This is a genomic window from Corynebacterium imitans, assembly GCF_000739455.1.
Taxonomy (GTDB): Bacteria; Actinomycetota; Actinomycetes; order Mycobacteriales; family Mycobacteriaceae; genus Corynebacterium; species Corynebacterium imitans.
Genome location: NZ_CP009211.1, coordinates 395,763 through 419,939 on the forward strand (window position 1 = coordinate 395,763; position 24,177 = coordinate 419,939).

The 24,177-nt window shown below is 64.9% G+C and carries 26 protein-coding genes; 17 read left to right on the forward strand and 9 right to left on the reverse strand.

The genetic code is table 11. The features are described from left to right. Positions 1-7 precede the first annotated feature (7 nt). The 4 genes from CIMIT_RS01805 to glmS all read left to right on the forward strand — a co-directional run bounded on the left by CIMIT_RS01805 (position 8) and on the right by glmS (position 6,408). Positions 8-1,510, forward strand: coding sequence for a SulP family inorganic anion transporter (locus tag CIMIT_RS01805; RefSeq protein ID WP_038588296.1), 1,503 nt, complete (start codon positions 8-10; stop codon positions 1,508-1,510). A gap of 75 nt (positions 1,511-1,585) precedes the next feature. Continuing rightward, positions 1,586-4,117: a nitrite reductase large subunit NirB gene (gene nirB, locus CIMIT_RS01810; RefSeq protein WP_038588304.1), complete on the forward strand. Its 2,532-nt coding sequence runs from the start codon at positions 1,586-1,588 to the stop codon at positions 4,115-4,117. A gap of 19 nt (positions 4,118-4,136) precedes the next feature. Then, a complete protein-coding gene (nirD, locus tag CIMIT_RS01815) occupies positions 4,137-4,481 on the forward strand; it encodes a nitrite reductase small subunit NirD (RefSeq protein ID WP_051904716.1) in 345 nt (114 codons plus the stop codon). A gap of 58 nt (positions 4,482-4,539) precedes the next feature. After that, positions 4,540-6,408 (forward strand): glutamine--fructose-6-phosphate transaminase (isomerizing), encoded by a 1,869-nt coding sequence (gene glmS / locus CIMIT_RS01820; protein WP_038588310.1) that lies wholly within the window; start codon positions 4,540-4,542, stop codon positions 6,406-6,408. A 13-nt stretch (positions 6,409-6,421) separates the two neighbouring features. Here the strand turns inward: glmS and CIMIT_RS01825 are convergent, their stop codons facing one another. Beyond that, positions 6,422-7,306 carry a carbohydrate kinase family protein gene (locus tag CIMIT_RS01825; RefSeq protein ID WP_038588317.1) on the reverse strand — a complete coding sequence of 295 codons (885 nt, stop codon included), beginning with the start codon at positions 7,304-7,306 and terminating at the stop codon, positions 6,422-6,424. Between the two features lie 24 nt (positions 7,307-7,330). Here CIMIT_RS01825 and CIMIT_RS01830 point away from each other — a divergent pair, with 24 nt between their 5' ends. Both CIMIT_RS01830 and CIMIT_RS01835 read left to right on the forward strand, forming a co-directional pair. Further along, on the forward strand, positions 7,331-8,602 hold the full coding sequence (locus CIMIT_RS01830; protein WP_038588325.1) for a glycoside hydrolase family 32 protein: 1,272 nt from the start codon (positions 7,331-7,333) through the stop codon (positions 8,600-8,602). A 312-nt stretch (positions 8,603-8,914) separates the two neighbouring features. After that, a complete protein-coding gene (locus CIMIT_RS01835) occupies positions 8,915-9,709 on the forward strand; it encodes a sulfite exporter TauE/SafE family protein (protein ID WP_038588332.1) in 795 nt (264 codons plus the stop codon). 15 nt (positions 9,710-9,724) lie between these two features. Here CIMIT_RS01835 and CIMIT_RS01840 read toward each other — a convergent pair whose 3' ends face one another. Further along, positions 9,725-10,522 carry a formate/nitrite transporter family protein gene (locus tag CIMIT_RS01840; protein WP_038588338.1) on the reverse strand — a complete coding sequence of 266 codons (798 nt, stop codon included), beginning with the start codon at positions 10,520-10,522 and terminating at the stop codon, positions 9,725-9,727. A gap of 281 nt (positions 10,523-10,803) precedes the next feature. On the opposite strand from CIMIT_RS01840, the gene rplN reads away from it, so the two are divergent. From rplN to rplE, 3 genes are read left to right on the forward strand one after another with little or no spacing between them, the layout of a single operon-like run. Continuing rightward, positions 10,804-11,172, forward strand: coding sequence for a 50S ribosomal protein L14 (gene rplN / locus CIMIT_RS01845; protein ID WP_038588343.1), 369 nt, complete (start codon positions 10,804-10,806; stop codon positions 11,170-11,172). Between the two features lie 3 nt (positions 11,173-11,175). Further along, positions 11,176-11,490, forward strand: a complete 315-nt coding sequence (rplX, locus tag CIMIT_RS01850; protein WP_038588348.1) for a 50S ribosomal protein L24 — start codon at positions 11,176-11,178, stop codon at positions 11,488-11,490. Between the two features lies 1 nt (position 11,491). Further along, positions 11,492-12,070 (forward strand): 50S ribosomal protein L5, encoded by a 579-nt coding sequence (rplE, locus tag CIMIT_RS01855; protein ID WP_038588351.1) that lies wholly within the window; start codon positions 11,492-11,494, stop codon positions 12,068-12,070. Positions 12,071-12,204: 134 nt separating this feature from the next. Here the strand turns inward: rplE and CIMIT_RS13130 are convergent, their stop codons facing one another. The 3 genes from CIMIT_RS13130 to CIMIT_RS01865 form a co-directional block, all read right to left on the reverse strand. Then, positions 12,205-12,660 carry an IS1/IS1595 family N-terminal zinc-binding domain-containing protein gene (locus CIMIT_RS13130; protein WP_456236324.1) on the reverse strand — a complete coding sequence of 152 codons (456 nt, stop codon included), beginning with the start codon at positions 12,658-12,660 and terminating at the stop codon, positions 12,205-12,207. A gap of 274 nt (positions 12,661-12,934) precedes the next feature. After that, positions 12,935-14,560, reverse strand: coding sequence for a GTPase (locus tag CIMIT_RS01860; RefSeq protein WP_038588364.1), 1,626 nt, complete (start codon positions 14,558-14,560; stop codon positions 12,935-12,937). Beyond that, positions 14,541-16,412, reverse strand: coding sequence for a GTPase family protein (locus CIMIT_RS01865; protein WP_231910322.1), 1,872 nt, complete (start codon positions 16,410-16,412; stop codon positions 14,541-14,543). The genes CIMIT_RS01860 and CIMIT_RS01865 overlap by 20 nt, the downstream gene beginning before the upstream one ends. A gap of 174 nt (positions 16,413-16,586) precedes the next feature. Between CIMIT_RS01865 and CIMIT_RS01870 the strand changes: the two genes are divergently transcribed. Next, a complete protein-coding gene (locus CIMIT_RS01870; protein ID WP_038588367.1) occupies positions 16,587-17,369 on the forward strand; it encodes a formate/nitrite transporter family protein in 783 nt (260 codons plus the stop codon). 22 nt (positions 17,370-17,391) lie between these two features. Here CIMIT_RS01870 and CIMIT_RS01875 read toward each other — a convergent pair whose 3' ends face one another. Genes CIMIT_RS01875 through CIMIT_RS12520 form a run of 3 tightly spaced genes read right to left on the reverse strand, consistent with a single transcriptional unit; the run spans position 17,392 to position 19,020 of the window. Then, positions 17,392-17,871: a carboxymuconolactone decarboxylase family protein gene (locus CIMIT_RS01875; protein ID WP_038588370.1), complete on the reverse strand. Its 480-nt coding sequence runs from the start codon at positions 17,869-17,871 to the stop codon at positions 17,392-17,394. Then, a complete protein-coding gene (gene fdhD / locus CIMIT_RS01880; RefSeq protein ID WP_038588373.1) occupies positions 17,868-18,725 on the reverse strand; it encodes a formate dehydrogenase accessory sulfurtransferase FdhD in 858 nt (285 codons plus the stop codon). The genes CIMIT_RS01875 and fdhD overlap by 4 nt, the downstream gene beginning before the upstream one ends. Beyond that, complete coding sequence (locus CIMIT_RS12520) at positions 18,712-19,020, reverse strand: DUF6457 domain-containing protein (RefSeq protein ID WP_038588376.1); 309 nt, start codon at positions 19,018-19,020, stop codon at positions 18,712-18,714. Before CIMIT_RS12520 ends, fdhD begins: the two co-directional genes overlap by 14 nt. 130 nt (positions 19,021-19,150) lie before the next feature. Here CIMIT_RS12520 and CIMIT_RS01890 point away from each other — a divergent pair, with 130 nt between their 5' ends. Next, positions 19,151-19,867: a DUF2786 domain-containing protein gene (locus CIMIT_RS01890; protein ID WP_038588380.1), complete on the forward strand. Its 717-nt coding sequence runs from the start codon at positions 19,151-19,153 to the stop codon at positions 19,865-19,867. A gap of 25 nt (positions 19,868-19,892) precedes the next feature. On the opposite strand, the gene CIMIT_RS01895 is transcribed toward CIMIT_RS01890, so the two are convergent. Beyond that, positions 19,893-21,122, reverse strand: a complete 1,230-nt coding sequence (locus CIMIT_RS01895; protein WP_038588384.1) for an amidohydrolase — start codon at positions 21,120-21,122, stop codon at positions 19,893-19,895. A 307-nt stretch (positions 21,123-21,429) separates the two neighbouring features. On the opposite strand from CIMIT_RS01895, the gene rpsH reads away from it, so the two are divergent. Genes rpsH through rplO form a run of 6 tightly spaced genes read left to right on the forward strand, consistent with a single transcriptional unit; the run spans position 21,430 to position 24,116 of the window. Further along, complete coding sequence (gene rpsH / locus CIMIT_RS01900; RefSeq protein WP_038588387.1) at positions 21,430-21,828, forward strand: 30S ribosomal protein S8; 399 nt, start codon at positions 21,430-21,432, stop codon at positions 21,826-21,828. Positions 21,829-21,847: 19 nt separating this feature from the next. Beyond that, the gene (rplF, locus tag CIMIT_RS01905; protein WP_038588390.1) at positions 21,848-22,384 is read left to right on the forward strand and encodes a 50S ribosomal protein L6; all 537 of its coding nucleotides are present in this window, start codon (positions 21,848-21,850) and stop codon (positions 22,382-22,384) included. A 2-nt stretch (positions 22,385-22,386) separates the two neighbouring features. Beyond that, positions 22,387-22,791: a 50S ribosomal protein L18 gene (gene rplR, locus CIMIT_RS01910; protein ID WP_038588393.1), complete on the forward strand. Its 405-nt coding sequence runs from the start codon at positions 22,387-22,389 to the stop codon at positions 22,789-22,791. A gap of 40 nt (positions 22,792-22,831) precedes the next feature. Continuing rightward, a complete protein-coding gene (gene rpsE / locus CIMIT_RS01915) occupies positions 22,832-23,467 on the forward strand; it encodes a 30S ribosomal protein S5 (protein ID WP_038588395.1) in 636 nt (211 codons plus the stop codon). 6 nt (positions 23,468-23,473) lie between these two features. Next, the gene (rpmD, locus tag CIMIT_RS01920) at positions 23,474-23,659 is read left to right on the forward strand and encodes a 50S ribosomal protein L30 (protein ID WP_038588398.1); all 186 of its coding nucleotides are present in this window, start codon (positions 23,474-23,476) and stop codon (positions 23,657-23,659) included. 7 nt (positions 23,660-23,666) lie between these two features. After that, complete coding sequence (gene rplO, locus CIMIT_RS01925) at positions 23,667-24,116, forward strand: 50S ribosomal protein L15 (protein ID WP_038588401.1); 450 nt, start codon at positions 23,667-23,669, stop codon at positions 24,114-24,116. The last annotated feature ends 61 nt before the right edge of the window (positions 24,117-24,177 follow it).

The following is a 24,177-nucleotide window of genomic DNA, read 5'->3' on the forward strand; positions in this document are numbered from 1 at the left end:
GGAGATCATGGCTGCCACCGTGCTGACCGCGCAGGAGGGCGTGCGCTACGCGCCGCGGCCCACCGTGCGCGAGGCCCTAAGAAACCCGCGCATCTTGAGCAAGGAGGTGCTGGCCGGGCTGGTGGTGGGCATCGCCCTGATCCCGGAGGCGATTAGCTTCTCCATCATCGCCGGGCTGGACCCGAAGGTGGGGCTGTACTCCTCCTTCATCATGGCGATGGTGGTGGCGATTACGGGCGGTCGCCCCGCGATGATCACCGCCGCCACGGGCGCAGTCGCCCTGGTCATCGCGCCGCTGGTGCGCGAGCATGGCTACGAGTACATGCTGGCCGCGATCATGCTCGCGGGCGTGTTCCAGATCGTGCTGGCAGTGCTCGGCGTGGCGAAGCTCATGCGCTTTATCCCGCGCAGCGTGATGGTCGGCTTTGTCAACGCGCTGGCCATCATGATTTTCTCCGCGCAGCTCGGCGAGCTCTTCGGTGTGCCCTTCGCTGTCTACCCGCTGGTGGCGCTGGGGCTGGCAATCATGGTGGGAATGCCGAAGCTTACTGAGGCGGTGCCCGCGCCGTTGGTGGCAATCGTGGTGGTTACGGCGCTGTGCATGGCCTTTGGCATCGACGTGCCGCGGGTGGGCGACCGCGGCGAGCTGCCGGACACCCTGCCGGAGCTGGTGCTTCCGCACGTCCCGCTGTCCTTGGAGACTTTCCAGATCATTGCGCCCTACGCGCTGGGCGTGGCGCTGGTGGGGCTGATGGAGTCGCTGATGACGGCCAAGCTTATCGACGAGATCACCGACACCCACTCAAACAAAACCCGCGAAGGCTTCGGCCAGGGCACCGCGAATATCGTCTCGGCGCTCTTCGGCGGTATGGGCGGCTGCGCGATGATCGGGCAGTCCATGATCAACGTGAAGGCCTCCGGGGCGCGCACACGCCTGTCCACCTTCTTCGCCGGTGCGTTCCTCCTGGGGCTCATGCTCCTGCTCAACGACCTGGTCGGCCAGATCCCGATGGCCGCGCTGGTCGCGGTGATGGTGATGGTCTCCGTGGGCACCTTCGACTGGCACTCGGTCAAACCCGCGACGCTGCGGAAGCTGCCGGCCTCCGAGACGGTCACGATGCTGATCACCGTGGCGGTGGTGCTGGTGACGAGCAACTTGGCCATCGGCGTGGTGGTCGGCGTGCTGGTCGCGTCCGTGGTGTTTGTGCGCAACGTGGCGCACCTGGTGGAGGTCACGCGCGAGGAGGCCGACGGCGTGGCCCACTACGTGGTGCGCGGACAGCTGCTCTTTGCGTCCTCGAACGACCTGACCACGCTGTTTATGTACTCCTCCGATCCGGATGAGGTCGTGGTGGATTTGACCGAGGCGACACTGTGGGACGCCTCGACGATCGCGGCGCTCGACTCTATCGAGCAGCGCTACGCGCAGTACGACAAGCGGGTGCGGTTCGTCGGCATGAGTGATCAGGCGAGCGCCTTCCACGGCCGCCTCACGGGGGCGGTAGGTTAAGCAGCTTCCAAGCGTACGACCATTTCCACGCGTAGTCTCGTGAGTAAGTCCCCCGACATCGAGAAGGACAGATTCATGACTACGCAGACCACTCACGCAGAGATCCTGGTCGTCGGTTTTGGCATGGTGGGCCACCGCTTCGCCCAGGAGCTTTCGCAGCGCCGCCCCGAGGCGCAGATCACCATCATCAACCGTGAGACCGAAGATTATGCCTACGACCGCGTCCAGCTCTCCAGCTACGTAGGCAACTGGGACCGCGAGGCCCTCTACCTGGACCGGCTGCCGGACAATGTCACGGTGGTGCCGGGGCGCGCGGTGTCGATCAAGCCGGAGGTGCGCGAGCTCGTGCTTGCCGACGGCAGCGTGCTCTCCTACGAAGAACTCGTCCTGGCCACCGGCTCTCGCGCTTTCGTGCCGCGCCTGCCGGGCAATGATCTGCCGCAGGTGCACGTTTACCGCACGCTGGATGACATGGACGGCATCCGCGCCGCGATCGAGGGCGTGGTGGGTGCCCACGGCGAAGCCACCGCGGTGGTCATCGGCGGCGGCCTGCTCGGCTTGGAAGCGGCCGGCGCGGCACAGCACATGGGTGCCAAGACGCACGTGGTGGAGATGGCACCGCGCCTGATGCCGTTGCAGGTGGACGATGCGGGCGGCGAGATGCTCTCGCAGGCGATCCGCCAGATGGGGGTGGACGTCCACGTCGGCGCGACGACGCGGGCGATCACGCCTTCCACGGAGCGCGAAGGCGCGGTGACCCTGGACCTGGGTGAGGAGGGCGTCATTGAGACGGATCTGGTGATCTTCTCCGCCGGTATCCGCCCGCGCGACACGATGGGCCCGGACGCAGGGCTGGAGCTCGGCCCGCGCGGCGGCTTCCTCACCGACCGGCAGTGCCGCACCTCGATCGAGCACATTTCCGCGATTGGTGAGTGCGCGGCCGTCGACGGCAAGACCTACGGTCTGGTCGCGCCGGGCAACACGATGGCGGAGATCGTGGCCGCGCGCCTCGCAGGCGAGCCTGCGCCCGACTTCGAGGACCCGGACATGTCCACCAAGCTCAAGCTCATGGGCGTGGACGTGGCCTCCTTCGGCGACGCCTTCTCCACTGAGGCGGACCATAAGGAGCTGCACATCCAGGACCCGGTGTCCGGTGTGTACAAGAAGCTCATTCTGGACGCCGAGGGCAAGCGACTCATCGGCGGCATCCTGGTGGGCGAGGCGTCGAACTACTCGGTGCTGCGCCCGATGGTCGGCTCCGAGCTGCCGGGCGACCCGGTGAGCCTGATCGCGCCCGAGACGGGTGCGGGTACCACCGCGATTGGCGCGGGCGACCTGCCGGACGAGACACAGATTTGCTCTTGCAACAACGTGTCCAAGGGGGATGTGCGCGAGGCAATCGGGCAGGGCTGCCACTCGGTGGAAACGCTGATGGGTGCCACCCGCGCAGGTACCTCCTGCGGCTCGTGCATCCCGCTGATGAAGGGCATCCTGGAAGCCGAGGGCATCGAGCAGTCCAAGGCGGTGTGCCCGCACTTTAGCCAGTCGCGCGCCGAGCTCTTCGAAATCGCTCGTTCCACCGGGATTACGGATTTCCCCACCTTCATCGAGCGTTTCGGCACCGGCGGCGGTTGCGAGGTGTGCAAGCCAACCTTTGCCAACATCGTGGCTTCCATGCACACGGAAAGCCACGTGCTGGAGGGCGAGACCGCGGGCCTGCAGGACACCAACGACCGCATGTTGGGCAACATGCAGAAGAACGGCACCTACTCCGTGATTCCACGCCAGCCGGCCGGCAACATCACGCCCGCCCAGCTGCAGGAGATGGGCAGCATCGCCGAGGACTTCGGCCTGTACTTGAAGATCACGGGTGCCCAGCGCATCGCCATGTTCGGCGCGCGCACGGAGGACCTACCGGAGATCTGGCGTCGCCTGATCGACGTCGGCATGGAGTCCGGGCAGGCTTACGGCAAGTCCCTGCGCGCGGTGAAGTCCTGCGTGGGCACGGACTGGTGCCGCTACGGGCAGCAGGACTCGGTGGCCATGGCGATCAACCTGGAGCTGCGCTACCGCGGCTTGCGCTCGCCGCACAAGCTGAAGATGGGCGTGTCCGGCTGCGCCCGCGAATGCGCGGAGGCGCGCGGCAAGGACATCGGCGTGATCGCCACGGAGCAGGGGTGGAACCTGTACGTGGGCGGCAACGCTGGTGCCACGCCGCGGCAGGCGGAGCTTCTGGCCAAGGACCTGGACGATACGACGCTGATTCGCTACATCGATCGCTACCTGGCCTTCTACATCCGCAACGCGGACCGGTTGCAGCGCACTGCAGCCTGGCAGGCGGACGTCGAGGGCGGCTTGGACCACATCCGCGATGTCGTCGTTGACGACTCGCTGGGCATCGCCGATGATTTGGAGTCCTTTATGGACAACCACGTGGCCAACTACTCGGACGAGTGGCAGGACGTGCTCAATGATCCGGAGAAACTCAAGCGTTTCGTGTCCTTCATTAACGCGCCGGATACACCGGACCCGACGGTGCAGTTTGAAGAGCACCCGCAGGGCGGGCGCAAGGTGCCGCTGATGACCCCGACCGTGGGCGCGAACTAAGACAAGGGAGTACAGGAAAATGGCTGACACAGTAATTTGCGCGCTGCGGGATCTCTCGGTGGGCGTTGGCGCGGCGGCACTTTTGCCCGGTGAGCAGCAGGTGGCGATCTTCCGCCTGCACACCAGCGACGGCGAGCAACTGTTCGCGGTGGACAACGTGGACCCGTATACCGGCGTGGGCGTGATCTCGCGCGGAATCGTCGGCGAGGTCGATGGGCGTCCCACGATTGCTTCGCCGCTGCTGAAGCAGAGGTTCTTCCTTGACGACGGTGCGTCGCTGCAGGGCGATGACCACGCCCTTGCCACCTTCAAGGTGCACCTGGACGGCGAAGGCGAAGAGGCAAAGGTGGTCGTGTCCAATTAGGTCCCATTAGGCGCGCGCGAAGTCGGGGAAAACACCTGTCCCGTGTATCGTTGTCGGTATGTGTGGAATCGTTGGATATGTAGGTGACCCGGCGTCGGGTGAGCACGACGCGCTGGGCGTCATCATTGAAGGCCTGCGCCGTCTGGAGTACCGCGGCTACGACTCGGCTGGTGTTGCGGTGATGGGGCAGGACTCCATTGAATGCCGCAAGAAGGCAGGCAAGGTGGCCGACCTGGAAGCGGAGATTGAAAAGGCTCCGCTGCCGACCTCCCACCTCGGTATTGGCCACACCCGCTGGGCCACCCACGGTGGGCCGACCGATGCGAACGCGCACCCGCACGTAGTGGGCGGCGGTCGCCTCGCGGTGGTGCACAACGGCATCGTCGAGAACTTCGCCACCCTGCGTAACCAGCTGGAGGCCAAGGGCTACACCTTCATCTCCGACACGGACTCCGAGGTGGCGGCCACCCTGCTGCTGGACGTCTATGACAACGAGGCCGCAGGCGACCTCACCAAGGCAATGCAGCTGACCGCCAACCGCCTCGAGGGCGCGTTCACGCTGCTGGCCATCGAGGAGGACCACCCGGACCGCATCGTCGCCGCGCGTCTGAACTCCCCGCTGGTCATCGGCCTGGGTGAGGGCCGTAACTTCCTCGGCTCCGACGTTTCCGGCTTCATCGAGTTCACCCGCGACGCAGTCGAGGTTGATAACGGCCAGGTCATTACCCTGACTGCGAACGATTACCAGATCACCACCTTCGACGGGGAGAAGGCAGAGGGCAAGCCCTTCCGCGTGGAGTGGGATGTCACCGCCGCGGAGAAGGGCGGCTACAACTCCTTCATGGAAAAGGAGATCCACGACCAGCCCGCGGCAGTGCGCGATACGCTCTACGGCCGCTTCGATGAGAGCGGTGCGCTGACGCTGGACGAGCTGCGTATCGACGAGTCGACGCTGCGCTCCATCAACAAGATCATCATCGTGGCCTGCGGCACCGCCTCCTACGCGGGCCAGGTGGCCCGCTACGCCATCGAGCACTGGTGCCGCATCCCGACGGAGGTGGAGCTCGCGCACGAGTTCCGCTACCGCGACCCGATCGTCAACGAGCAGACGCTCGTGGTGGCTGTCTCCCAGTCCGGCGAGACCATGGACACGCTCATGGCGGTGCGTCACGCCCGCGAGCAGGGCGCGAAGGTCATCGCGATCTGCAACACGGTGGGTTCTTCCATCCCGCGCGAGTCCGACGCGGTGCTCTACACCTACGCGGGCCCGGAGATCGCCGTGGCTTCGACGAAGGCATTCATCTCTCAGATCGTCGCCTCCTACCTGCTGGCGCTGTACCTCTCCCAGGTGCGCGGCAACAAGTACGCGGACGAGATCCGCTCGGTGGTGGAAGAGCTGCAGACGATGCCGGACAAGCTGCAGAAGGTCCTGGGCAACGAGGACCAGGTCAAGCAGCTGGGCAAGGACCTGGCGAACTCCAAGTCCGTGCTCTTCCTGGGTCGCCACGTCGGCTTCCCGGTTGCACTCGAGGGTGCGCTGAAGCTTAAGGAGGTGGCGTACCTGCACTCCGAGGGCTTTGCCGCCGGCGAGCTCAAGCACGGCCCGATCGCGCTGGTGGAGGAAGGCCAGCCAGTCTTCATCATCGTGCCGTCCAAGCACTCGCGTAATAACCTGCACGCCAAGGTCGTCTCCAACATTCAGGAGGTGCGCGCGCGTGGTGCCGTGACCATCGTGATCGCGGAGGAGGACGACGAAGACGTCACCGCTTACGCCAACGAGGTCATCCGCATTCCGGAGTCCGCTGGCCTGTTGCAGCCGCTCCTGTCGACGGTGCCGCTGCAGATCTTCGCATGCGCGGTGGCCGAGGCTCGCGGCCTCAACGTGGACCAGCCGCGTAACCTGGCGAAGTCCGTGACCGTGGAGTAGTTCTCCGCAGGTGTTACTCGCCCCGCTGGAAGGAAAGTACCTCTTCCAAGCGGGGCGTTTCTGCGCCGGTGCGCGACACGGTCAGCGCGGCGGCGTGGACCGCGAAGGAGAGAATTTCTTTCCACTGCTTCTCGCCGAGCTCGAGCAGGCCCGCGCGGTCGAGGCCGCGGTGCTGGAACTGGTAGGTGAGGGCGGCCATGATGGTGTCGCCCGCGCCAATCGTGTCGGCCACCTTAACCTTTGGAGCGGGAACGGTGCACGTGCCGAAGGGGGCGCGCACGCTGATGCCCTCGCCACCCAGGGTGGTCACCACGACAGGGACCTGCGAGGTATCACCCAGGAAGTCGACCTCCTCGTCGGAGAGCTTGAGCACTGTGATGTCGTCGAGCATGCCGCGCAGGAAGAGGCGGTGTTTCTCCGACGCGAAAGCGGGCCGGATATTCGGGTCCAAGCAGACCACGGCACCCGCCTTGGCGGAGGCGGAGGCGGCCTCGGCGTAGCGCAGCGAGGCCGGCTCGAGCGCGAGCGACAGCGTGCCGAAGACAGCGTATCCGCCGCTCACCAGGGTTGGGGTGGCCAGCCGGTCGGCGGTGCCATCGACGTAGAAGGTGTAGGTTGCGGAGCCGTCCGCGGCCAGCGCGGTCACGGCCAGCGTGGTGGGTTCTTGGCCTGTGGGGCAGTTGGAAAGGTGCACGCCGGCGTCGATAAGCGACTGCCTGATTGCCGTGCCGAAAGCATCGTTGGACAGCCGTGACTGGAACTCCACATCCGCGCCGAGGCGGCCGAGGGCGCGGGCGACGTTGAAAGGGCCGCCGCCGAGCGCGGGCTGCAGCGGGGCGAGTGGGTCGGCGGTGGTGGGCACGAGGTCGACGAGCGCTTCGCCGTACACGGTGATCATGCTCCCCACCGTAGACTATGCAGCATGACGTACCGGCCGAAATTCCACCTCACCCCGCCCCAGGGGCGCCTGAACGACCCGAACGGGCTGACCCTGATCGGCGACGAGCTCCACGTGTTCTACCAGCACGACCCCTCGTTTCCGCGCACCCCGAAGCGCACTGGGTGGGGGCACGCGGTCACGCGCTTAGGTGATGGCCGCTATTCCCACCTGCCGGACGCGCTCTACCCGGACTTTCCTTACGACGCGAACGGCTGCTACTCCGGTTCATCGGTGGTGCACGAGGGGCGGATGCGCCTGTTTTATACCGGCAACCTGAAGGTGGACGGGGAGCGGGTGACCAGCCAGAACATCGTCGATGTGGAAGATGTGCAGGGCCCGCTGGGTGGGGTGTATCGACGCCGCGAAAATAACCCGGTCATCGAGGGGTTCCCCGAGGGGTACACCGCAGATTTTCGCGATCCCCATGTGTCCCAGGCCCCGGACGGGTCCTGGCGCATGGTCATCGGCGCGCGCCGGGAAAACAACACGGGCGCCGTGGTGGTCTACACCTCCCATGATTTGGATACGTGGGAATTCGCCGGCCCGATCGAGTTTTTCGGTCTGGATTACAACACGGCTTCGGCGTACATGTGGGAGTGTCCGAACCTTCTGCGTATGGAGGACCAAGCCACCGGCGAGGTGCTCGATGTGTTGGTCATTTGTCCGCAGTTCTTGGATTCCGACGAGTGCGGCTACGTCGTCGGCCGGCTCGACGGTCTGCGCTTCGAAGTGATCACCGGGTTCACCCCGCTCGACTACGGGCATCAGTTCTACGCCCCGCAGCTCATCCCATACCGCTCTGGTGCGCTCATGCTCGGCTGGATGGGCCTGCCCGCGCGCGACGACACCCCTACGCTTCAGGCCGAGGGCTGGGTCCACCAGCTCACCCTGCCGCGGGAGCTCAAGCTTATCGACGCCACGTTGCACACCACCCTCTGTCTCCCCAAAGCTCAGGATGAGATGGTGGTCTGGCGCTGCGAGCTCGGGCCCGAGCGGCTGGAGGTGGAGCTTGTTGATGTGGAGGGCAACGTCGGTGCGACGGTGTCGTGGGCGCCGCAGGAGCAGGCAGCGCGCGGCACGCTCTCGCTGACCGTGGACGGCCTGGTGCGCTGGGCCGAGACTGCAGCGGGCGAGCTGGTATGCACGGCCGATGGTGCGGCGGTGGAGCTGACCGCCGGTAGTGGGGAGGCGGCGTTCTCCTCCGCCGTGTTCGCCCCACACGGAAATGAATGGGCATCCTTCCGTTCCGTATAGCACCGAATGGGGCAGGTATATGTTTGGTCAGCAGAGGAATGGCTCTCGCGTAGTTGACTTGGAAAATCCCCTACTTTTTCTCAGCTGAGCAGGAGATGTCCGGCGGTGCTGGAGCACCCGAGCGGCGCGGGCACTGACGGTAAACCCGTCGACGTGCCGATGCACACCGGTTTCGACACTGTAAACCTCTAAGGTGCGCTGCTCGCCATCTTTGGGGGGAAGCCCACTTTCGGGGAGGTGTGCTTTAACGTAGAACCGAAGTCGGCACCAGAGGCCGCAGGCACTTCAGGAATACACAAGGAGTAGAAGACTATGGAACCGGTCAGCGCACTGCTGCTGTTTGTGATGGCCATGATGGCGGGGGCGATCAACTCAGCGGTGGGCTCCGGTTCCTTGCTTACCTTGCCGGTGCTCATGGCGCTCGGGCTGCCACCCGGGGTGGCGGTGCGCACCAACACCACCGGCATGGTGTTCGCCTCCGCCGGCTCGGTGCTGGGGTACCGCAAAGAGATCGCGCGGGAGCTGCCGTACCTTGGGCCGATGGTGGTGGTCACCATCGTCGCTTCGGCCACAGGCTCGTTGCTACTGCTCGCTTCCCCGTCCAGCACGCTCGACTTTGTCGTGCCCGTGCTGATCGTGGTGGCGCTTTTGATGGTGATCTTCCAGCCGAAGCTGACGGCGTGGCTTAAGCGGCGCACCACAGCGGGTGCTGCCGCGGCGGGGGAGCCCGTCGGTGAGGCGTGGAAGCGTCCGCAGCTGATCGCGCCGATGGGCGCGGCCGCCATCTACGGCGGCTACTTCACCGCTGCTCAGGGAATCTTGTATATGGCGATCATGTCGGTGGCCACGGGGCGCTCGCTGAAAGACGTCAACCCGGTGAAGAACTTTCTCTCGCTCTTTGTCAACGTCACCGCAGCCTTGGTGTACCTGGTGGCATGGGCCTTCTTTGGCGCGGAGATCGTGTGGGCCGGGGTGGCGATTGTGGCCGTTGGCGGCCTGATCGGGGGAATTGGCGGCTCGCAGATAGCGAAGCGCCTTCCAAACTCCGTGCTGCGCGGCTTCATCGTCGTCGTTGCGTTGGTCGCGCTGGTGCGGCAGTTTGTCTAAGGCGCTTTTGCGGGGTTAGTTGGAACGGACTTTGGGTGCGGCACCCTTGTTCAGCCAGGCGTAGACCCCGCCCATGAGCAAGCCGCCGCCGACGTAGTTACCCAGCCATACGAACAGCCAGTTGGACAGGCCGTTGACCAGGGTGAAGCCCTCGAAGTGCTCTGGGCCGATGCCGTAGCCGGACAGCGAGAAGATCACGAAGGAAGCGATGGAGTGCTCATAGCCCATCGCGGCGAACGCCGGGATGACCAGGACGATGGCGAGAAGTTTGGCGGTGTAATCCTTGCCGGCCTGTACTGCCATGAGGATGCCGATGTTAACCACGATGTTGGCAAAGATGCCCTCGAGGAACAGGTGCCAGGGGTCCTTGGCCAGCTTGACGTTGGTGAGCCCGGCGAGAAAGTTCTCCGGGTCCACCGCCTCAAACGCGGTGGATTTGGTGATGAAGTACGCGGTGAGCAGGACGCCGAGCAGGTTGAACAGGGTGCACACGACAACGAGAACGAAGCCGTTGAGCCAACCCAGCCGTTTGGTGGTTGAGCCGTAAGTGGCAAACATCATGTTGCCGGTGGCGAGTTCGGCACCGAGGACGACCATGACGTACAGTGCCGTAGCGAAGATGGCGGCGAAGACAAATTTGCCGAAGCCAGGTGCCTCAGCCTCGACCGCTGTGGCCGCCACGGCGGCGAATGCGGTAATGATTGTGAGGAACAGCCCGGCGAGCATGGAGCGTACGGCGAACTTGGGGAGTTCGTTGTTGAAGAGGTACGCCTTGAAGCCGATTGATTCGGCCAACGTGCTGTCAAAGTTCATAGGTAACACCATACGTGGTTTTGATTGGGGTTACCAATTGAAAACGGGTGATGTCCGCCACCGGCTGTGGGGCGGATGGGATTTGGTGTTTCCCCACCACACATGCTTTAATACTGCAGTTGTCTCTCGCTGGTCGGGCTTGCAGCGCGTTTCCGAGTTGGAAGTCCGAGACCCTTCGACCGTTTACGTGGTTCGTCGATAAGCGAAGGCACAAGAGCACATGACCACGTGCGTACAGGACGGAAATCTGACGCACATCGATCCAGGTCAGGAGACCAACTGTGATTCAGAAGGAATCGCGTCTGAAGGTCGCCGACAACACGGGCGCACGCGAAATTCTGTGCATCCGCGTCCTCGGCGGCTCTGTTCGACGCTTCGCCGGCATCGGCGACACGATCGTCGCCACCGTGAAGGAAGCTGCCCCGGGCGGCAACGTCAAGGAGGGCGAGGTTGTCAAGGCGGTTATCGTCCGCGCAACCAAGGAAACCCGTCGTCCGGACGGCTCCTACATCTCCTTCGGCGAGAACGCTGCCGTTCTGATCAAGAACGACACCGAGCCCCGCGGCACCCGCATCTTCGGCCCCGTTGCCCGCGAGCTGCGCGACAAGAAGTTCATGAAGATTGTTTCTCTCGCACCGGAGGTGATCTAACTAATGAAGATCAAGAAGGGCGACATGGTCCAGGTCATCGCCGGTAAGGACAAGGGCGCACAGGGCAAGGTCATCGAGGCCTACCCGAAGCGTGACAAGGTCCTCGTCGAGGGCGTCAACCGTGTGAAGAAGCACGTCGCAAACTCCTACAACGAGCGCGGCGCAGAGTCCGGCGGCATCGTCACCCAGGAAGCAGCAATCCACGTGTCCAACGTGATGCTCCTGGACTCCGACGGCAACCCGACTCGCGTCGGCTACCGCTTTGACGAGGACGGCAAGAAGGTCCGCGTTGCCAAGTCGAACGGGAAGGACATCTAGCATGAGCGAGAACTACACTCCGCGTCTGAAGACCCGCTACCAGGACGAGATCCGCACCAAGCTGAACGACAAGTACAGCTACGACAACGTCATGCAGATCCCGGGTCTGACCAAGATTGTTGTCAACATGGGTGTTGGCGACGCTGCGCGTGACTCCAAGGTCATCAACGGCGCACTCGAGGACCTCACCGCGATCACCGGCCAGAAGCCGCAGCTGCGTCGCGCGAAGAAGTCCATCGCAAACTTCAAGCTCCGTGAGGGCATGCCGATCGGCGCGAAGGTCACCCTCCGTGGCGACCGCATGTGGGAGTTCCTCGACCGTCTCCTGACGGTTGCGCTCCCGCGTATTCGCGACTTCCGCGGCCTGAACGACAAGCAGTTCGACGGTGCAGGCAACTACACCTTCGGCCTGTCTGAGCAGACGATGTTCTACGAGATCGACATTGACAAGATCGACCGCCCGCGCGGTATGGACATCACCGTCGTCACCACCGCCACGAACGACGAGGAGGGGCGCGCTCTGCTGACGCACCTCGGCTTCCCGTTCGCGGACAAGGACGGCAAGATGAAGCAGGCTTAAGCCTCTGCTTGTGAAGCCTGTTTAGGCTTTGGCCCCCACCTCGGCACTTTGCCAGGTGGGGGCTTTGGCGTTAGGGGGCTTTGGCGGAAGGGCGGGTTAAGCGACAAAATGTGTGCTTTTCTCGGCGTGTCGACTTAAGTGACAAAATGTGTGCTTTTTGGAGGGTGGGATGGGTGGTTTGTGGGTGTTGTGCTGGGGTTATGTTCGTCCTGCCCAGCCGTGTCGGATGGCCCAGGAGGGGTTGAAGTCGGTGTCGATGCCGGTGTCGTAGCCTTTCGGCCGGCCGTCGGGTGAGTTGGCTTGGTCGCGTTGAACCAGAAGTAGGTAAACCAGCGGATCAGTGTGCGCCTGGAGACGTTGCGTACAGCAGCTACAGCATCGAGGGGGCGCTGGCCGGTGATCCAGTCGATGAAGATGGCAAACCGGTATGCGTTGGTCTTAGCCGAGTTGGGGTTGGTGAAGGTGTGCCCGCAGTGTGTGCAGCGCCATCGCTGTTTTCCGCTGGAGGTGGTGCCCATTTTTGTGCTGGAGTGCTGACATGCCGGGCACAGGGGTCTATTGCGTTTTCTCTTTCTGTGTTGAGTTGGCATGCAGGCTGGTTTAACAGCCTGTGCCCCTAGCACATCCAACGCTTGAAGTGGTGGACCTTCCGGTCTATGGTCGGGAATCCCGATTCATTGAGCATTATCCCGCCGTATCCCCAGGCAGTGCCGGGAATCCTTAGCCGAAAAAGCACACATTTTGTCACTTAACCCGGAAGGGCGTGAAAGATTTCGCATAGATAGGCTAACTATATTGCATTTGCCCAGGTCGCCTCGAACCGGCGAAATCGCGTTGCGGGAAAATTCACGCCTTTCGAAACGCCTACCCCCGCGCGAAAGCGAGCCGCTGCGCAAAGCGCGCGTAGTCCTCGCGGACTTCGCTGAGCGGGGCCACCACGGTCTCCTCGGAAGCGATGGCAATCTCCCTCCGTAGCGCCGCCTTCGTGCGCCTGCGCACGCCGGAGCCAAGCATCCCGCCGAAGACGGCGCTGATCAGGCCGATAATCAGCCCGGTGAGCAGGCCCGCCATGATGAGCAGGGTGGGGATCGGCCACCCCTCGACATCCGGGACCAGGTCAGTGCCGAGCAGGGGAGTAAGCATCCCGGGGACAAACGCCACAAGCAGGTACCACAGCACGCCGATCAGCGCGGCGACCAGGGCGAGCCACTGCACGATGGTCAGCAGCGACCAGGCCTTCGACGGCTGGGCCGGGACGCGAGTGCGCGCAACCGCTCGGTCAAGCGCCTCGGGCACCTGCTCGGAAGCCTGGCCCGCGCGGTCGGTCACCGCTGCGGCCCACTGCTCGGGCAGCCCGGCCGAAATCGCCTCGGCGTAGTCGCGCACGCCCCGGTTGGCTACGGCCTTGGAGGCGGCGTCGAGTTCAGGCATGGAAGAACGGTGTACACCCACCTCGTCGGACTGCTCGCGCACGCCCATGCGCTTGAGCGGGTCCGGCCGGAAACGGGTGATCCAGGAGGTCAGCAGCCAGCCGGTGCGCTCGCGCAGGCGCTTGCGGTACGCGGCGGCGGCGTTGTTGGCCAGGCGGTCGGCACCCGCTGCCTCGGCGAGGGTCGCGTCCATATCGCGTTTCGCCTGCTTGTCCGGGCGAGTCTTCTTCTCCTGCTTGGCAAGCTGCTTGCCGGTGGCGGGAGGGAGTAAGTCCGCGGTCGCGGACTGGATGTCTGCTTCGATGCGGGCGGACTGGGCGGTGCGGGCGCGCGCGACGCGCGTGATGGCGGCGCGTAAGTCATCGACCCCGGCGCCGGTGCGGGTGGAGGTGGGGACGACGTGGGCGTTGGACAGACCGTCGTCAAGCAAAAGCCCTTTGAAGGACGCGCTGACGGTGTCGACGTCGCCGGGGGCCAGCAGGTCGGATTTGTTCAGCACGGCGAGCGTGACCGCGGCGTGGCCTGCGTGCGGGCGGATGAACTGCTCGTGGATCACGCTGTCGGCGTACTTTTCGGGGTCCGAGACCCAGACGAGCACGTCGACCTGGCCGGCGAGGCGTTCGGCGATCGCGCGGTTGGCGGCCTCGACCGAGTCGAAGTCGGGCAGGTCGAGCAGGATGAGCGGGCCCGCGTCGGGAGCGAACTCGCCGGGGCGGGCGCGGCGGTCCTCCACGCCGAGCCAGTCGAGCAGCTCCTCGGAGCCAGCGGGTTCCCAAATAGCCGCGAGCGGGGAGGACGTAGTCGGGCGGCGGGCGGCGGCCTTGCCCAGATCCTCGCCGACGATGGCGTTAAACAATGAGGTCTTGCCGGAACCGGTCGCGCCGAAGAAACCGACGACGGTGTGCTCGGCGGACAGCGCGCGGCGCTCGGCACCGGCGCGGGCGACCTTCTCCAACCGCTCGCGCTGGGCGGGGGAGAGGTAGCCGCGGCCGATCTCTGCGGCCTCCTCGAGCGCGGTGAGGCGCTCGCCGAGGGTGGGCTTAGCGCTCAGCAGTGCCATTGGCGTCTCCCTCCGGGGCCGGGCGGGTAAACGTGCCGCGTAGCTGGTCGAGTAGGCCGCGCAGCTTGGAGTCGGTCTCGGCGTCAGTCTCAGGCGTGGGCGCCTCAGTAACTGCGGGTACGGCTGCTGCTGCCGGCATCGTCTCGGGGAAGCGCGCGCTGGCTTGGGTGCGAGCCTCGGTGGAAAGCGCGTGCAGCTCGGCAGCGTCGGTGCCAGCGTGCAGTGGCGCGGTGATCTCGCGGTAGCGCTCGCGCTCGCTACCAAGCAGCGCCTCGAGGCGCTCGTTGAGGTCGGCGCGCGCATCCGCGGCCATGCGGCGGACGGTGTCCTCGCCGAAGATGGTCTCCAGCAGTTTCTGGCCGACTACCGCGGAGCCGCCCGCGATGGCGATCTCGCCGCCGGTCAGCCCGGCGGTGGAGGCAAAGACCACGAGCATCAACGCGACGGTCAGCACGTTGAGGCCGAAGGACATCACGCGGGCGCGCTGGCGCTTCTGGCCGGCAGTGTCCTGGATGCGAGTCAGCAGTGCCTGTTGCCACTGGCGCACAAGCGCTGCGGCGTCCTCGGAGATCGACTCGCTCGCCCGGGTCAGGTGCGGATCCGCCTGGGCGCGCAGCTCAGGGGCGACGGCACCCACGTGCGACCAGGATTTCGCGGCGGCGGTTTCGGCCGCGTCGACGATCACGGCGTGCAGGCCCGACTCGATCTCGGTTTCTACCTCGCGCAGCGGCGCGGGCTGGCCGGTGAAGAAGCTGCCTACCTTGTCCACTGCCTGGCTAAACCAGCGCTCGATTCCGCGGAAGGCATCTGAGGTGCCCACCACGTCCTGCCAGCGGTCGAGGACTTCGGTGCGCAGAAGCTTGCCGTCGCTGGTGGCGTCGATGATGTGGTCGCAGGCGCTGCGGTAGTGCTCGTCGATCGCGGTGTCGATCTGTGCGGCAAAGGCCTCCTGCTGCTCGCGGCGTGCACCAAGCTTCTCGACGCGCCCCAGCACCCCGCCCAGCGCACCGGCCACCGTCTTGCCCGCTACCTCGCGGCGCGCGGCGGTATCGCCGGCCAGCCGGTTGAGGTACTCGCGCAGCTCGGCAACCAGCTCGTCCGGCAGGAACTCTCCGCTGGCTTGCCCGCCGAGGTCGGTGACGAAGGGGACCTCGAAGACGGTTGCGCCGCTCAGCCCCGCCTCGTCCATCATGCGGCGCAGGTCAGTCGGCACGGTCTTGGCGGAAGCCTCGTCGAGGCGGTTGAGCACGACGACGACCTCGATGCCGCGCCCGGCAGCGTCGTGGAGGAAATTCCACACCAGCTGATCCGCGTAGCGTGCAGGCGTAGTGACGAAGATCCACAGGTCGGCAGCGGCGAGCAGCTGGGAGGCCAGGGCCCTGTTGTGGTCGTCGATGGAGTCGAAATCGGGGGCGTCGACAAGCGCGAGCCCCTCGGGGATAGTGGAAGTCTCGACCACCCGCAGCGTGGTGGACTGCTCGTCGCCCGCGCCGTGGGAGCGGGCAAGACCTGGCAGGACCTCGGGCGAGTTGAACCAGTCCGCGTTGGCGGGGTTGGCCACCAGCACCGGCTGGCGAGTGGTGGGGCGGATCACGCCTGGGTTGGAGACGCGCTCGCGCAACACCGCGTTGACCAGCGTGGACTTGCCGGAGCCGGTGGAGCCGCCGATGACGGCGAGCAGCGGGGCGTCGAGGTTGCTTAGACGCGGCAGGATGTAATCATCGAGTTGGTTGACCACGGCGCGGGCGTCGGCAGCCGCGGCCGGATCGCTCGGCAGCGCGGTGCCGGCGAGTGCCTCGCGCAGCTCGCGCACCGCGGCGATCAGCTCGGCAGGGGATTGGGGAGTGCTCACACCCACCATTCTGGCACAGGGCGCGGGCACGGAAGCGGGGGGTCACGCTGGCGGGATCACCCCCGTGGATACCCCTGCTGCGGGCGAAGGATTGGCGGCCGATGCGTTAGCATCATGCACTGTATTACACGCAGATGTACGCAAACTGGCGCGTACGCGAGCTAAGGAGGAGCGATGGCGCTCAACGACACAATGCAGGCCGCGGCAAACAAGAAGGAGGAATTGCTGGACAACGAGCCCGGCCGCTTCTTTGTGCGGTCGATCCTCGGCGGCATCTACCTGATGGTCGGCACCGCGTTCGCCGCCGTCGTGGGCAACATGACCGAGCAGCTCTTCCCCGGCTCCGGTGCCGTGGTCTTCGCCATGCTCTTCGGCCTGGGCCTGTTCGCCATTATCGTGCTCGCCGCAGAGCTGGCCACCGGCGACATGATGTTCTCCTCCTGGGCCGCCACCGTGCGCCAATTCTCCTGGGGCAAGGGCATCTGGATCGTGGTCGTGGCCACCGTGGGCAACCTGGTGGGCGCGCTGCTCATCGCCTGGATCTTAAGCCAGTCGGCCAAGTTCGGCTCGTTGGATAACACCCACCTGCTCTCCACACTCGTAGAAGGCAAGCTGAACAAGGGCCCGTGGGGCACCTTCGTCGAGGCTATGCTGGCAAACTTCGTGGTCAACATGGCCATCGTGGGCGCGCTGCTGTCCAAGGAAGTCATCTCCAAGTTCATCGTGATCCTGCCCACCATCGCCATCTTCGTCGGCCTCGGGCTCGAGCACGTGATCGCGAACTTCTGCCTGATGGGCATGGCGCTGTTCGCCGACCCGCAGCCAGACGGCTTCACCTTCGGCGCGGTCGCGCTGAACTGGGGAATCGTCTGGGTGGGCAACTTCATCGGCGGCGGCCTGGGCATCGGCGCGGTTTACGCCTGGCTGAACAAGACCAACACCGTCTACAAGGACTAGGCGCCCGGCCGCTTATCGACGTCTAACGCTTATCCGCCGGCGCAAGATCGAACTCCGTGACCCGGAGCACCTTCTTCGGGTCCTGCTGGAACGCGATGCCCAAGCGGTTAAAGCTGTTGACCCCAACCGCGCCAACGATGAGCGCGCGCACGTACTCTTCGCCGAAAGCCTCCGTCGCGCGCTCCCACAGGTCCTCAGACAAGGACTCCGGTGTGTCCTCCAGCTCGGTCAGCGCGTCGGCCAGCTCCAAAACCAGCGCCTCGGTCTCGCTGAACTCGCGCGCGTGGCGAGTCCACTGCTCTACCTTGAGGATGTAGTCCTCGCTCCAGCCGTACTCGCGCGCGTTGCGGCGGTGAATCGCCGTGCACACCGGGCACCCGTTGACCGCCGTTGCCCGCACGCACACCAGGTGGGCGTGGTCCGGGTCGGTGTTCTCCCGCAAGTACTGCATGGGCGGGTAAAACATGTCGATGATTTCGTTGGGTACGTGGCGCGGAGTCATGTATGGGATTCTACCGAACGCAGCTTGCCTGCGTACAGATTGAACCGGCGGTTTCGCACAAATCCTGCCAGCGCCATGTTCGCCTCGCGCGCCAGCTCCACCGCGAGCGAAGAGGCCGCGGAGACCGCCACGAGCGCGGGGAACCCCGCCACCGCCGCCTTCTGCACGAGCTCGAAGGAGGCGCGCGAACTCATCACCAGGATCATGTCGCGCGCCGGGAGCGCGCCGTCGAGAAGCAAATGCCCGATGACCTTATCGGCTGCGTTGTGTCGGCCGATGTCCTCGCGCACCACGATCGGGTTGCCTTCCAAATCAAAGGCCCCGGCGGCGTGAATGCCGCCGGTTTTACGGAACTGCTTCTGCTCGGCGCGCAGCCGCTCGGGTAGCTCGACGATCAGCTCCGGATCCAGCTCGATCGGTGCAATCGGCGTGCGCACCTTGTGTAAAAGCTCGCTGATGGACTGGGAACCGCAGACTCCGCACGCGCTGGTGGTGGGGGTGAGTCGGATGAATTCCGGCGTGACCGGTGCCGCCGTCTCGGCGAGTTCCATGTCCAGCAGGTTGTAGGTGTTTTCCCCGCCTGGGCCGACCGCGCCCGCGCAGTAGCGGGCGGTGCGCACATCTGCCGCAGAGGTGATCAGCCCCTCGGAGAAGCACCACCCGTGCGCGAGCTCCACGTCGTGTCCCGGGGTGCGCATGGTGGAAGTCAGCGTCTCGCCTTGCGCGCGGATCTCTAAGGGCTCTTCCACCGTGACGGTGTCCGCGCGGGTGTCGGTATAGAACTTCGGCCCGTCCGAGCCCTCCTCGGCGAGCGTGACCTTGGTGACGGCGAAGCGGCGGTTAATCCTGCTCATCCGCGCCCCCTGTGTCGTAGCGCTTGAGCAGCTCGCCGGTGCGCGCGATCAGCGCGCGGACCTTCTCTGCCTGCGCGGTCTCGTCCTGGGGTAGGTCGGCCTGGCCAGCGGCGAGGCCGACGAGGAAGGCGGTGGTGGGTGCGGCCGGGCGCGACGGGCCGTTGTGGGCGACGTCGGCAGTCAGCTTGAGAATGTCGCCGACGAGCTCGCGCACCAGCGCCGGCGAGATGCCGAATTCCTCTGCCAGCGCCGCGAGCCAGGCGTGGGTGGATTGGAGGCTTTCCTCTCGTGCCATGGGTGCTCCTTTTTCGTTGATCGTGTGTGTCCCACAGTAGCCACCGGCGCGCTTTTTGTAGGGGTAGCGCGAATAGGCGATGTGTAGTAAAAATAAACGCACCAACCATAACTTACGAAAGGTAAAGCTCATGAAAGACATCCACAAGCTCAAGGCTCGCGTCCAGAAACTGCTACGGCAGGCGGCGGATAGGGAAGGCACACCGGAGGGTGACTCCTTTTACGCTAAGGCCTTCGACCTCATGGCCGCCTACGGGCTGAGCGAGCGCGACGTGACCAGCGTTGGTCAGGGCAACACGATCGAGCGCCGCACCTACGACATCAGCGGTGCGTACACCGACATGCAGGCCAAGCTGCTTTTCGCCATCGCCGACAGTCTGCACTGCACCGGCTTTTATAATCGCGCCTTTAACTCCACGCGCGTCAAGCAGGCCACGCTCTTCGGCCATACCGACCACCTGGCTCGAGTCGACGCGCTCTACAGCCTGCTCGTCCCGGTCATGATGGCCGGCGCGCGTCGCCTACACGCGACGCACCTGGGCGAATCCATCATCGTGACCCGTCGCTCGTACATGACCGGCTTCGCCACCCGCATCGGCCAGCGCCTCGCGCAGTCCGAGCGCCGCGTCACCGACACTTCGCAGGCGTACGCGCTTGCGCTTATCGACGATGCGGAGCAGGCCCGCAACGCCCTCGCCGACTTCGCCGCAGACCGTGGCCTCCACCTGCACGCGGACACCTCGAAGCGCTCCTTCGATCCGGACGCCTACAGGCAGGGCCATGAGGCGGGCGATGCCTCCGATATCGGGCAGCAGCGGGTGCGAGCACGGCCCGCCCTGCCGTTCTGACGCGGGCGTCCGCTAGTCGCGGACGTTAGCTGCGGGCCAGCCAGGCCCCCGCCGCCACGATCATCGCCTCTGCCCCGCGGTCCAGGGTGGGCTGCAGGTCGGGCGCAAACTCGGGTGAGTGGTTTCCAGGTGCGTCGGGGTAGCTGGCGAATCCGCCCAGACCCCAGTAGCTGTAGGAGGTGCCGAGCGCGTCGGGGATGACGGAGAAGTCCTCCGAAGCCGGGACGCGTCCTAGGTTGGCTACTTCGCCGAAGTGGGCCTCGAATGCGGCGCGGACCTGTTCGGTGGTTGCTTCGTCGTTGTCGGTAAGGGGGTAGACGTCGTAGTACTCAAACTCGGGCTCGCGTGGACTGCGCGCAGCAAGGCACTCCGCGCGAACGATGCGCTCGATCGCCTCTTTGAGGTGGTCGCTGACCTCCTGCGAGTACGCGCGCGTGTTGATGAGCAAGGTGGCGGAGTCCGGGATGATGTTGGACTTGAAGCCGGCGTTGATTGCGCCGACGGTCAGCACCGCCGTCTCCGCCGCGGCAATCTCGCGGCTGACTACGTGGTGCAAGCGGGTGACGATGGTGGAGGCGAGCAGTACCGGGTCGACGCCCTTTTCCGGCATCGAGCCGTGCGAGCCTGACCCGTGCACCGTGACTTTTGCGGAGAAAGCCTGCGACAGTACGGGGCCGGCCTGGGTCCCGACCGCGCCGCCGGGGAGCGATGAGAGCACGTGCTGGCCGAGGTAGACATCGGGGCGCGGGATGGCCTCGGTGATCCCGGCCTCCACCATCGCGCGAGCCCCCGAGGCGGTCTCCTCCCCGGGCTGGAACACGCCGACGAGCGTGCCGGACCACGCATCGCGGTGCGCGTGAAACGCGTCCAGTGCGCCCAGCAGTGAGATGAGGTGGACGTCGTGGCCGCAGGCGTGCGCGACCGGGTATTCCGTCCCGGAAGTCTTGTCGACCTGGGTGGCGGTGGAAGCGTACTCCTTGCCCGAGGACTCGCGGACCGGCAGTGCGTCGATGTCGGCGCGCATCGCGACGACGGGGCCAGGGCCGTTCTCGATGGTGGCGACGACGCCAGTCTCGCTCAGTTGGGTAAACGAAATCCCGGCCGTCTCGAGTTCCTGCATGATGCGCTGCGTGGTTTGGACTTCCTGCATAGAGAGCTCTGGGTGCTGGTGGAACCAGCGGTACGCCGCCTCGCGCGCTTCGCGGGTGCTGTCGAGGTGGTGCAGGATTGGTTGCAGGGCGGCCTGGGGATTCATGGCAGCGAGTGTACTCGTGGGCGTCGATAAGCGATTTGCCCTGCGCGGTGGCCTGGGTATAGGGTTATCCGTCGGACTTGTGTGAAAACCACAAGCCGACAAGACCAAATGTACATCCAACTTTGTTGCAGGCCCCCCGCCGAAATGCGGACCGCGTGCAAGGGAGGCGGCGAGCGCCCCACGTTACTGAGCGTGGGGAGCGTGAAGTAGCCCCCGACAGACCATGCGGAAAACGCGACCTTTATGGGTCAGGTGGGTAGATGAAAATCACAGGGAACCGCAACGAGAAAGGAACCGGTCACTCGCTATGACCATGACTGATCCGATTGCGGACATGCTCTCCCGCGTGCGCAACGCAAATAACGCGCGCCACGAGACCGTGTCCATGCCGTCCTCCAAGATCAAGGTGAACATCGCCGAGATCCTGAAGCAGGAAGGCTACATCGCTGACTACAAGGTTGAGGACGCCAAGGTGGGCAAAGCCCTGACCCTGGACCTCAAGTACGGCCCGACTCGCGAGGCTTCCATCGCTGGTCTGCGCCGCGTTTCCAAGCCGGGTCTGCGCGTGTACGCAAAGTCCACCGACCTGCCGCAGGTCCTTGGCGGCCTGGGCGTGGCCATCATCTCCACGTCGCACGGTCTGCTGACCGACCGACAGGCCCAAGAGAAGGGTGTAGGCGGGGAAGTCCTCGCTTACGTCTGGTAAAGGGGAGGTTGAATAGACTATGTCGCGTGTAGGTAATGCACCCATCGCAATCCCGAACAACGTCGAGACCAAGATTGACGGCCAGACCGTCGAGGTGAAGGGCCCGAAGGGCACCATGACCGTCGACATCCCGGCCCCGATCACCGCAGCCGTCGAGGACGGCCAGATTGTGGTGTCTCGTCCGGATGACCACCGTAAGAACCGCTCGCTGCACGGCCTGTCGCGCTCGCTGATCAACAACCTCGTTGTCGGCGTGACCGAGGGCTACAAGATCAACATGGAGATCTTCGGCGTTGGTTACCGTGTCCAGCAGAAGGGCAAGGACCTCGAGTTCTCCCTGGGCTACTCCCACCCGATCCTCATTGAGGCTCCGGAGGGCGTCGCATTCGCTGTCGACGGCAACACCAAGTTCTCGATCGAAGGTACCGACAAGCAGCAGGTTGGCCAGATTGCGGCGAACATCCGCCGTCTGCGCAAGGATGACCCGTACAAGGGTAAGGGTATCCGCTACGCAGGCGAGCAGGTACGTCGCAAGGTCGGAAAGACGGGTAAGTAATCATGAGCAATACTGCAGAGAACACCAAGCGCACCCCGGTCGGCAAGGACATCTCGTCCCGCCGCCGCGAGGCTCGCGCACGTCGCCACAACCGTATTCGCAAGACCCTGCGTGGCACCCCGGAGACCCCGCGTCTCGTCGTGCACCGCTCCTCCCGCCACATCCACGTCCAGGTCATCGACGATCTCGCCGGCCACACCCTCGTTGCCGCATCGTCGATGGAGCCGGACGTGCGCAACCTGGACGGGGACAAGAAGGACAAGGCAGCCAAGGTTGGCGCTCTCGTCGCAGAGCGTGCCAAGGCAGCCGGCATCGAAGCCATTGTCTTCGACCGCGGCGGCTACAAGTTCCACGGCCGCATCGCAGCTCTTGCACAAGCAGCTCGTGAAGGTGGTCTGAAGTTCTAATGATCACCGCAAACATCACCATCAACGGAAGGATCGCGTAATGGCCGAACGTGAACGGCGTGACGGCGGACGCTCCGCCGACAACCAGAACAACAAGGGAAACCGTAACGAGCGCGGTGGCCGCGGCCGCCGCGACGACCGCCGCAACCAGAACGACGACCGCGATAAGTACATCGAGCGCGTCATCACCATTAACCGCGTCGCAAAGACCGTTAAGGGTGGCCGCAACATGTCGTTTACCGCGCTCGTTGTCGTCGGCGACGGCCAGGGCATGGTCGGCGTCGGCTACGGCAAGGCGAAGGAAGTCCCCGCCGCAATCCAGAAGGGTGCAGAAGAGGCTCGCAAGAACTTCTTCCGCGTCCCGATGATTGCTGGCACCATCCCCCACCCGGTCCAGGGCGAAGAGGCCGCAGGCGTTGTCATGATGCGTCCGGCAGCTCCCGGTACCGGTGTGATCGCCGGCGGCGCAGTCCGTCCGGTGCTCGAGTGCGCAGGTATCCAGGACATCCTGGCCAAGTCCCTCGGCTCCGACAACGCCCTGAACGTGGTTCAGGCAACCGTTGCCGGTCTGAAGGAACTGGTGCGCCCCGAAGAGGTCGCCGCAAAGCGTGGCAAGGACCTCGAGGACGTCGCTCCGGCCCGTATGCTGCGCGCACGTGCAGGACAGGAGGCGTAAACCACAATGGCACTGAAGATCACACTGCACCACGGCAAGGTCGGCGAGAAGCCGCAGACCCGCAAGAACCTCGAGGCTCTTGGTCTGCGCAAGATCGGCCAGTCCGTGATCAAGAAGGACAACGCCGCAACCCGCGGCCAGGTGCTCAAGGTTCGTCACCTTGTCACCGTCGAGGAAGTTGCAGGGGAGTAGATAGCACATGGCTGACATCATCAAGCTTCATGATCTGCGCCCGGCAAAGGGTGCGAACAAGGCGAAGCACCGCGTTGGCCGCGGTGAAGCCGGCAAGGGCGGCAAGACCGCCGGCCGCGGTACCAAGGGTACGAAGGCTCGCTACCAGGTTTCCGCAGCGTTTGAGGGCGGCCAGATGCCGCTGCACATGCGCCTGCCGAAGCTGAAGGGCTTCAAGAACCCGAACCGCGTCGTATTCCAGGTTGTCAACGTGAACGACCTGGCCAAGGCCTTCCCGAACGGCGGCGCCGTGTCCATCGAGGACATCGTCGCTGCTGGCCTGGTTCGCAAGAACCAGCCGGTCAAGGTCCTGGGCAACGGCGACATCGACGTCAAGCTCGACGTCACCGCCAACAAGTTCTCCAAGTCCGCAGCCGAGAAGATCAAGGCTGCAGGCGGCTCCACCACTGAGGCGTAAGCGCCTCTCAGGGTCTGAGAACGCTTGAGCCCGCCGCCCCTGTGTAAGGGGTGGCGGGTTT

Bases quoted from the DNA above. Each gene is read 5' to 3' on its own strand.
- rplX (WP_038588348.1), top strand. From the start codon at position 11,176: ATGAAGATCAAGAAGGGCGACATGGTCCAGGTCATCGCCGGTAAGGAC.
- rpsE (WP_038588395.1), top strand. From the start codon at position 22,832: ATGGCCGAACGTGAACGGCGTGACGGCGGACGCTCCGCCGACAACCAG.
- fdhD (WP_038588373.1), bottom strand. From the start codon at position 18,725: ATGAGCAGGATTAACCGCCGCTTCGCCGTCACCAAGGTCACGCTCGCC.
- CIMIT_RS13130 (WP_456236324.1), bottom strand. From the start codon at position 12,660: ATGCCAACTCAACACAGAAAGAGAAAACGCAATAGACCCCTGTGCCCG.
- CIMIT_RS01860 (WP_038588364.1), bottom strand. From the start codon at position 14,560: ATGGCACTGCTGAGCGCTAAGCCCACCCTCGGCGAGCGCCTCACCGCG.
- CIMIT_RS01805 (WP_038588296.1), top strand. From the start codon at position 8: ATGGCTGCCACCGTGCTGACCGCGCAGGAGGGCGTGCGCTACGCGCCG.
- rpmD (WP_038588398.1), top strand. From the start codon at position 23,474: ATGGCACTGAAGATCACACTGCACCACGGCAAGGTCGGCGAGAAGCCG.
- CIMIT_RS01825 (WP_038588317.1), bottom strand. From the start codon at position 7,306: ATGATCACCGTGTACGGCGAAGCGCTCGTCGACCTCGTGCCCACCACC.
- nirD (WP_051904716.1), top strand. From the start codon at position 4,137: ATGGCTGACACAGTAATTTGCGCGCTGCGGGATCTCTCGGTGGGCGTT.
- rpsH (WP_038588387.1), top strand. From the start codon at position 21,430: ATGACCATGACTGATCCGATTGCGGACATGCTCTCCCGCGTGCGCAAC.
- CIMIT_RS01890 (WP_038588380.1), top strand. From the start codon at position 19,151: ATGAAAGACATCCACAAGCTCAAGGCTCGCGTCCAGAAACTGCTACGG.
- CIMIT_RS12520 (WP_038588376.1), bottom strand. From the start codon at position 19,020: ATGGCACGAGAGGAAAGCCTCCAATCCACCCACGCCTGGCTCGCGGCG.
- rplO (WP_038588401.1), top strand. From the start codon at position 23,667: ATGGCTGACATCATCAAGCTTCATGATCTGCGCCCGGCAAAGGGTGCG.
- CIMIT_RS01895 (WP_038588384.1), bottom strand. From the start codon at position 21,122: ATGAATCCCCAGGCCGCCCTGCAACCAATCCTGCACCACCTCGACAGC.
- glmS (WP_038588310.1), top strand. From the start codon at position 4,540: ATGTGTGGAATCGTTGGATATGTAGGTGACCCGGCGTCGGGTGAGCAC.
- CIMIT_RS01840 (WP_038588338.1), bottom strand. From the start codon at position 10,522: ATGAACTTTGACAGCACGTTGGCCGAATCAATCGGCTTCAAGGCGTAC.
- CIMIT_RS01875 (WP_038588370.1), bottom strand. From the start codon at position 17,871: ATGACTCCGCGCCACGTACCCAACGAAATCATCGACATGTTTTACCCG.
- rplE (WP_038588351.1), top strand. From the start codon at position 11,492: ATGAGCGAGAACTACACTCCGCGTCTGAAGACCCGCTACCAGGACGAG.
- CIMIT_RS01870 (WP_038588367.1), top strand. From the start codon at position 16,587: ATGGCGCTCAACGACACAATGCAGGCCGCGGCAAACAAGAAGGAGGAA.
- CIMIT_RS01830 (WP_038588325.1), top strand. From the start codon at position 7,331: ATGACGTACCGGCCGAAATTCCACCTCACCCCGCCCCAGGGGCGCCTG.
- CIMIT_RS01835 (WP_038588332.1), top strand. From the start codon at position 8,915: ATGGAACCGGTCAGCGCACTGCTGCTGTTTGTGATGGCCATGATGGCG.
- nirB (WP_038588304.1), top strand. From the start codon at position 1,586: ATGACTACGCAGACCACTCACGCAGAGATCCTGGTCGTCGGTTTTGGC.
- rplF (WP_038588390.1), top strand. From the start codon at position 21,848: ATGTCGCGTGTAGGTAATGCACCCATCGCAATCCCGAACAACGTCGAG.
- rplR (WP_038588393.1), top strand. From the start codon at position 22,387: ATGAGCAATACTGCAGAGAACACCAAGCGCACCCCGGTCGGCAAGGAC.